At 66.8% G+C, this 6,076-nt stretch carries 6 protein-coding genes; all 6 read left to right on the top strand.

The window, feature by feature from the left end; translation table 11 throughout:
- The first annotated feature begins 36 nt into the window (after window positions 1-36).
- The 6 genes from J4H92_RS06125 (at window position 37) to J4H92_RS06150 (ending at window position 5,940) form a co-directional block, all read left to right on the top strand.
- Window positions 37-1,074 carry an ABC transporter permease gene (locus J4H92_RS06125; protein WP_208097174.1) on the top strand — a complete coding sequence of 346 codons (1,038 nt, stop codon included), beginning with the start codon at window positions 37-39 and terminating at the stop codon, window positions 1,072-1,074.
- 17 nt (window positions 1,075-1,091) lie between these two features.
- Window positions 1,092-2,126, top strand: coding sequence for a zinc-dependent alcohol dehydrogenase (locus J4H92_RS06130; RefSeq protein WP_208097176.1), 1,035 nt, complete (start codon window positions 1,092-1,094; stop codon window positions 2,124-2,126).
- A gap of 287 nt (window positions 2,127-2,413) precedes the next feature.
- Complete coding sequence (locus J4H92_RS06135; RefSeq protein ID WP_208097178.1) at window positions 2,414-3,205, top strand: SDR family NAD(P)-dependent oxidoreductase; 792 nt, start codon at window positions 2,414-2,416, stop codon at window positions 3,203-3,205.
- A 75-nt stretch (window positions 3,206-3,280) separates the two neighbouring features.
- Entirely contained in the window at window positions 3,281-4,087 is an 807-nt protein-coding gene (locus tag J4H92_RS06140; RefSeq protein ID WP_208097180.1) for an SDR family NAD(P)-dependent oxidoreductase, read from the top strand.
- A gap of 23 nt (window positions 4,088-4,110) precedes the next feature.
- A complete protein-coding gene (locus tag J4H92_RS06145; protein ID WP_208097183.1) occupies window positions 4,111-4,539 on the top strand; it encodes a cupin domain-containing protein in 429 nt (142 codons plus the stop codon).
- A gap of 165 nt (window positions 4,540-4,704) precedes the next feature.
- The gene (locus J4H92_RS06150; protein WP_208097185.1) at window positions 4,705-5,940 is read left to right on the top strand and encodes a sugar ABC transporter substrate-binding protein; all 1,236 of its coding nucleotides are present in this window, start codon (window positions 4,705-4,707) and stop codon (window positions 5,938-5,940) included.
- Window positions 5,941-6,076 lie beyond the last annotated feature (136 nt).

Here is a 6,076-nt window from a genome sequence, read left to right on the forward strand (position 1 = left end):
CCGCAGCCCCACATCAGAACCGAGGACGATAACACCATGACCGTGGCCCCGACCGACATCTCTCCCGGCGTCTCCGCCGCATCTGAGCACCCACGCAGGCTCGCCTGGCTGAAGGAGCTCGTGCTCCTGCCGGTGATCGTGCTCGTCCTGATCCTCGGCGCGCTGCTCACGCCGAACTTCCTCACGGTGAACAACCTGCTCAACAACGTGCTCGTCGTCTCGGCCGTGCTCGGCATGGTGGTGATCGCAGAGAGCCTGATCCTCATCTCGGGATACTTCGATCTCTCGCTCGAGTCGGTGGTCGGCTTGGCGCCGGCCTTCGCCGTGTGGCTGGTGCTCCCCGCGGTCAGCGGTGGGCTCGGGCTCGAACTGCCGCCGCTGCTGGCGATCCTGCTCATGTTCGTGCTCTCTGTCGGGGTCGGCCTGCTCAACGGGTTCCTGATCTCGCGGCTCGGCCTCAACGCGTTCATCGTCACCTTGGCCATGCTGATCCTGCTGCGCGGGCTCGTGCTGGGCATCTCCGGTGGCCGCACCTTCTCCGGCCTTCCCGCTGAGTTCCTGTGGCTCGGCAGCACCTATCCGCTTGGCATCCCCGTGCAGGTGTGGATCCTGGTCATCGCGTTCGCCATCGCGGCGATCTTCATGCGGAGGCACCCGGTCGGGCGGAAGATCTACGCGATGGGCGGCAACGAGGACGCGGCTCAGGCCGCCGGCATCAACACGAAGCGCCTCACCGTCGGGCTGTTCGTAGCGGGTGCGCTGATCGCGGGCTTCGCCGGGCTCATGCTCACGAGCCGCATCGCCTCGGTCACCGCCTCGCAAGGGGACGGCATGATCTTCACCGTGTTCGCGGCAGCGGTGATCGGCGGCATCAGCCTGAACGGCGGAAAGGGCAGCATGGTCGGCGCGCTGACCGGGGTCCTGCTGCTCGGGCTGATCCAGAACGTGCTCACGCTCACCAACGTGCCCTCCTTCTGGATCGATGCGATCTACGGGCTCATCATCCTGGCGGCGCTGACCTTCGGCGTGGTGTCCGGACGCTTGCGGGGCGCATTCAGGCTCGGGAACGGTTGACCGCGGAGGGGGCGGACATGTCTGCATGGCTGAGCGGAACGATGAGGGCGTTCGAGTTCTCCGGGCCGAACGAATTGACCTGGGTCGAGGCGGAGATCCCCGCGGCCGGGCCGTCGTACGCGCTCGTACGGGTCGAGGCGCTGGGGATCTGCGGCACCGATGTCCACCTGTTCACCGGGAGCAGCTCCTACCTCCGGCTCGGGCTGACCGAGTATCCGTTCAGACCCGGTCACGAGTTCTGCGGAGAGGTGGTCGCGGTCGGGGACGACGTGCGCGGGATCGGCATCGGCGACCGCGTGGTGGGGCAGCCGTTCCTTCCCTGCAAGATCTGCCGGGTCTGCATGAGCGGGCGGATGAACCTCTGCCCGAACCGGGGCGAACAGGGCGTGCGCGGGACCGAACCGGGTGCGGCCGCGCAGTACGTGCGGGTCCCCGCCGAGAATCTCGCCGTCGTGCCGCGCTCCCTCGTGCCCGCCGAGGCGCTGCTCGCGGAGTCCTCGGTGACCGCTCTGAGCTCGGTGGTCAAGGGCGGCGTCGAGCCCGGGAAGCGCGTAGCGGTCATCGGCTCGGGCACGATCGGACTCCTCGCGACGCAGCTCGCCGCCGGTATGGGCGCGGTGGTCGACACCATCGGGATCGATGACGGGCTGCGACTGGCCGTGGAATGCGGCGCCTCGAGCGTCTTCCACCCCGACGAGGCGCCGTTCGACGCCTACGACGTGGTCATCGAGGCCGCGGGAGCGCCCGGTTCGCTCGGACTCGCGTTGCGCCTGGCGGGTCCGGGAGGCACGATCACGCAGACGAGCATTCCGGGTTCCGCCAGCACCGACGTCCAGGCCTCGCTCATGGTGGCCAAGGGACTGACCATCGTGAGCGTGCTCGGCGGCATCGAGCATCTGCAGTCGGCGGTGGACCTCATCGCCCGCGGCGTCATCGTTCCGCGGAGGCTCATCGACTCGGTGCGCGAGTGGTCGGGAGCCGAGCAGGCGTTCGCCGACCTGATGGCAGGCGGTCTCGCGCGCCCGAAGATCGTCCTTTCGGTCGGGGTGTGACCGCGCCGATGCCGGAGGCGTCGTCGACGGGTGACGACGCGGAACGAAGACCGCCCTGCACGCCGCAGCCGTGATCCTCGCTCGGGCGATTCCTCGGTGGATCGCGGCGGCGGGGGAGAAGCTCTCCCGTGTCCCGATCCGCGTCCGTCCCACGTGCGTGCGGCGGCTTCCCCGCCTCCCTGGGAGTCCGCTCGCGCCGTCTTGACATTCGGTCCCGGAATTGCCAGAGTTTAATGGGAGTGAACGAAGTGTTTATCTCAGGTAGTCGCTTGATGCAAAGGAGCAACATGTCCAACTCAGCACCCTCCGTCCTGATCACGGGGGCGACCGGCGGTATCGGACGCGAGACGGCGCTTCGTTTCGCTGAGGAGGGGGGCCGGATCGCGGTCGCGGACCTGAGCCAGGAAGCCGTGGACGCGTTCGCGGAGGAGCTCCGCGGGCAGTTCGGCGGCATCGACGTCCTCCCGCTCGTGCTCGACCAGTCATCGGAGGAGTCGCTGAGCGAAGGCGTCGAGCGGGTGCGCGAATGGACGGGCGGGGAGCTCACGACGCTCGCGCTCGTGGCAGGCACGGTCCAGGCGGAGGGGCTCTCCGTGGTGGACCTCCCCGTCGAGGAGTGGGACCGCGTGCACCACACCAATCTCCGCGGGGTGTTCCTCGCATCGAAGCACTTCATCCCCCTGCTCGCGCGCGACGGCAGCGGCTCCATCATCGCGATCGCTTCGTACTGGGGTCGTGAGGCGCACCCCTTCTACGCCTCCTACTGCACGTCGAAGGCCGGCGTCATCAGCTTCGTGCAGGGCCTCGCCCGGGAGCTCGCCGAGGAGGACATCCGCGTGAACGCGGTGGCGCCGGGCAACATCAACACCAGGATGCACCAGAAGGCGCTCACCGATGAGGCGACCGCTCGCGGGATCAGCTTCGAGGAGATGCGCGACATCGAGTGGTCGAAGATCCCGCTCAAGGTCGCCGGTCCGCCCCGTTCGATCGCGGACGGCGTCTACTTCCTCTCGTCGCGCCATGCGAGCTACATCACCGGCGCCACCCTCGACGTCAACGGCGGAGTGGTGATGATCTGAGCCTCGGCTCGCGCATCGTGCGCTCCCGGCGCGGTCCCGCGCACTCATCGAAATCTACGGAACTGGAGAAGGACAATGGATCTCAAGCTTGCAGGTAAGAAGGTGCTCATCACGGGAGGCGCCTCCGGTCTGGGGGATGCGGCCGTTCGCACCTTCGCCGAAGAGGGGGCTTTCCCCGTCGCGGTGGACATCAACGAGGCGAAACTCGCGAGTCAGGCCGAAGAGCTGGAAGCGCTCGGGCGCCGGTCGGGGTCGATCGTCGCCGACCTCTCGACGCTCGAGGGCATCGAGGGCGCTGTGGCTCGCGCCAAGGAGATCTTCGGAGGGGCTCCCGACATCCTCGTGAACAACGTCGGCACCGGCACGCTTCGCACGCTCGAGGAGACCACCGATGAGCAGTTCCATCGCACGATGGAGCTGAACTTCTTCGCGATGGTGCGGATGTGCAAGCTGCTGGTTCCGGAGATGAAGGCGAATGGCGGCGGCTCCGTGGTCAGCGTCACCTCGGACCTCTCGCGCCAGCCCGAGGACTCGATCACCGACTACGCCGCTTCGAAAGCGGCGGTGGCCTCGGTGTCGAAATCGCTCTCGCGGCTCTACGCCCCGACTGTTCGCCTGAACTGCGTGGCACCCGGTCCGATCTACACGCCGTTCTGGTCGGACGAGAACTACGGCTGGGTGAAGACGGTCGAGCAGGCCTACGGCAAGGAGGGCATGGACGCGATCCAGGCGCTCATCGACGACCGCGGCATCCCCATGGGGCGCATCGGACGGCCGGAGGAGGTCGCCGCGGCGATCGCCTTCCTCGCCTCGGATCTCTCCGCGTTCACCACCGGCGCGACCCTCGGGATCGACGGCGGCAGCATCAGGGCGCTCTTCTGAGCGGGCGAAAGGAGGAGAGAACGATGGACAACATCCAGCGACGCAGCGCGGAGTACATCTCCGAGCACAACGACACCGTGCACAGCATGTTCTTCTTCAAGATGGAGGAGTTGCGCGACGAGGTCAGCGGCGGGTACCTCGAGTTCGCGAACGAGTTCGTGGTGAAGAAGGACGCGGCAATCGAGCCGCACTCGCACAACACGGATGAGTTCTACTTCGTGCTCGAGGGCTCGGGCACGATGATCATCGACGGGGAGAGCGCGCTGTTCGGCAAGGGAGAGCTCGTGCGCATTCGTCCGAACCAGATCCACTCCCTCGCGGCCGATCAGGGCACGGACATCAAGTGCTTCTGCTTCGCGATCAGCTACATGCCCGAGGACGAGGTGGGATTCACCGCCTACCCGGTGGATGGCGGCGAACCCCACTTCGTCTCCACGCGCTACTGGGATTGAGGCGGCGGAAACGCCGCGCCGGCGCCGCGGCTGCGGCCCGGAACGATGTTTACAGAACTGTTACCACGTACTGTTCATTGATAGGGATTAGATGTGTATTCTGGCTTAACAGCCCCGATTGCGATCGTTTGCATTTCGCAACGGCTGATCCACAAAGGAGTGTAAATGCTAAAGAAGAAGCGTGTTATCGGGGCGGGGATCCTCGTCGCAGGTCTGCTGCTGACGACCGCCTGCAGCAACGGCGGCGGCGATGGCGGCGGCACCGAGTCCGAGGTGCCGGAATCGGTCGACCTGAATGGTGAGACGGTCGTCTCGCTGTTCACCAGCATGAACAACGACTACTACTCGAGCTGGAACGAGGGCGCCGAGCGTGCGGTGGCCGCCTTCAACGGCGAGTACGTGGCCATGACCAACGAGGGCGACCCCGCGACGCAGATCGCGCAGTTCCAGCAGCAGGTGGACGCCGGGGTTCGGATCATCTTCGTGACCGCGCCCGACCCCTCGAGCGTCGGCGAGATGGCGCGCATCGCGAACGAGAACGATGTGTGCTTCGTCAACACGTGGGAGTCCGACTTCTGGGACTCGCCGTTCAACTACGGCGACAACTACACGGCGTACCACACGCCGCACTCCGAGGACACCGCGTATCAGCTCGCCGTGGCGCTGTTCGAGGAGATGGGCGGCGAGGGCAACTTCGTGCACCTCACCGGGCATCCGGGGGCGACCCCCGACTTCCAGCGCACCAACGGCGTGGACCGCGCGCTCGAGGAGTATCCGAACATCACGCTGATCGACCGCCAGCCCGGCGAGTGGAACCGCGACGACTCCCGCAACGCCATGGCCGGCATCATCAACCGTCACGGCACCGACATCGACGGCGTGTTCGGGCAGAACGACGACGTGGGCATCGGCGCGCTCAACGCGCTGACCGAGGCCGGCGTGACCGGGGTGCCGATCACCGGCATGGATGGCAACCAGGGCACCATGGATCTCATCGAGTCCGGCGAGTTCTTCGGTGTCGCCTCCTCGCTGCCCCAGTGGCAGGCCGGCTTCTCCTTCGTCCGCGCGCTCGACGCGTGCGTCAGCGGCGAGACGCCCGAGGCCCTGAACCGGCAGCTCTGGACCGGTGGCATCATCGTCACGAAGGACAACGTCCAGGAGTACGTCGATACCTACACCGGCGGCAACGACCCCTACGACTGGGTCAAGATGAGCCGAATCGCCCACCCGGACGACTGGGATCCGCAGAACTCCGTCCAGGTGATCGAGATGGACAAGATGTGGTCGTGGGCCGATGAGCCCTCCGGCTTCGAGCTGCCCCAGCCCTACGCCGACGCGGTCGACGACATCGACACCGTCAACGCGGAGTGGGACGAGCACTGGAAGCTCGTCCGTCCGTAGACGCGGGTCGGCGAGCGGGACCCGGTTCCGCACCCGAGAGACAGACGGGGCGGTGCGGCCGGTCGGGATCCTCGAGATCCGGGCCGGCCGCACGCCCGATGAACCACCCCCCCCAACCGGAGGACCCAAGATCCCA

Source organism: Leucobacter weissii (assembly GCF_017565745.1).
GTDB classification, from domain to species: domain Bacteria; phylum Actinomycetota; class Actinomycetes; order Actinomycetales; family Microbacteriaceae; genus Leucobacter; species Leucobacter weissii.

Bases quoted from the DNA above. Each gene is read 5' to 3' on its own strand.
- J4H92_RS06135 (WP_208097178.1), top strand. From the start codon at position 2,414: ATGTCCAACTCAGCACCCTCCGTCCTGATCACGGGGGCGACCGGCGGT.
- J4H92_RS06140 (WP_208097180.1), top strand. From the start codon at position 3,281: ATGGATCTCAAGCTTGCAGGTAAGAAGGTGCTCATCACGGGAGGCGCC.
- J4H92_RS06150 (WP_208097185.1), top strand. From the start codon at position 4,705: ATGCTAAAGAAGAAGCGTGTTATCGGGGCGGGGATCCTCGTCGCAGGT.
- J4H92_RS06145 (WP_208097183.1), top strand. From the start codon at position 4,111: ATGGACAACATCCAGCGACGCAGCGCGGAGTACATCTCCGAGCACAAC.
- J4H92_RS06130 (WP_208097176.1), top strand. From the start codon at position 1,092: ATGTCTGCATGGCTGAGCGGAACGATGAGGGCGTTCGAGTTCTCCGGG.
- J4H92_RS06125 (WP_208097174.1), top strand. From the start codon at position 37: ATGACCGTGGCCCCGACCGACATCTCTCCCGGCGTCTCCGCCGCATCT.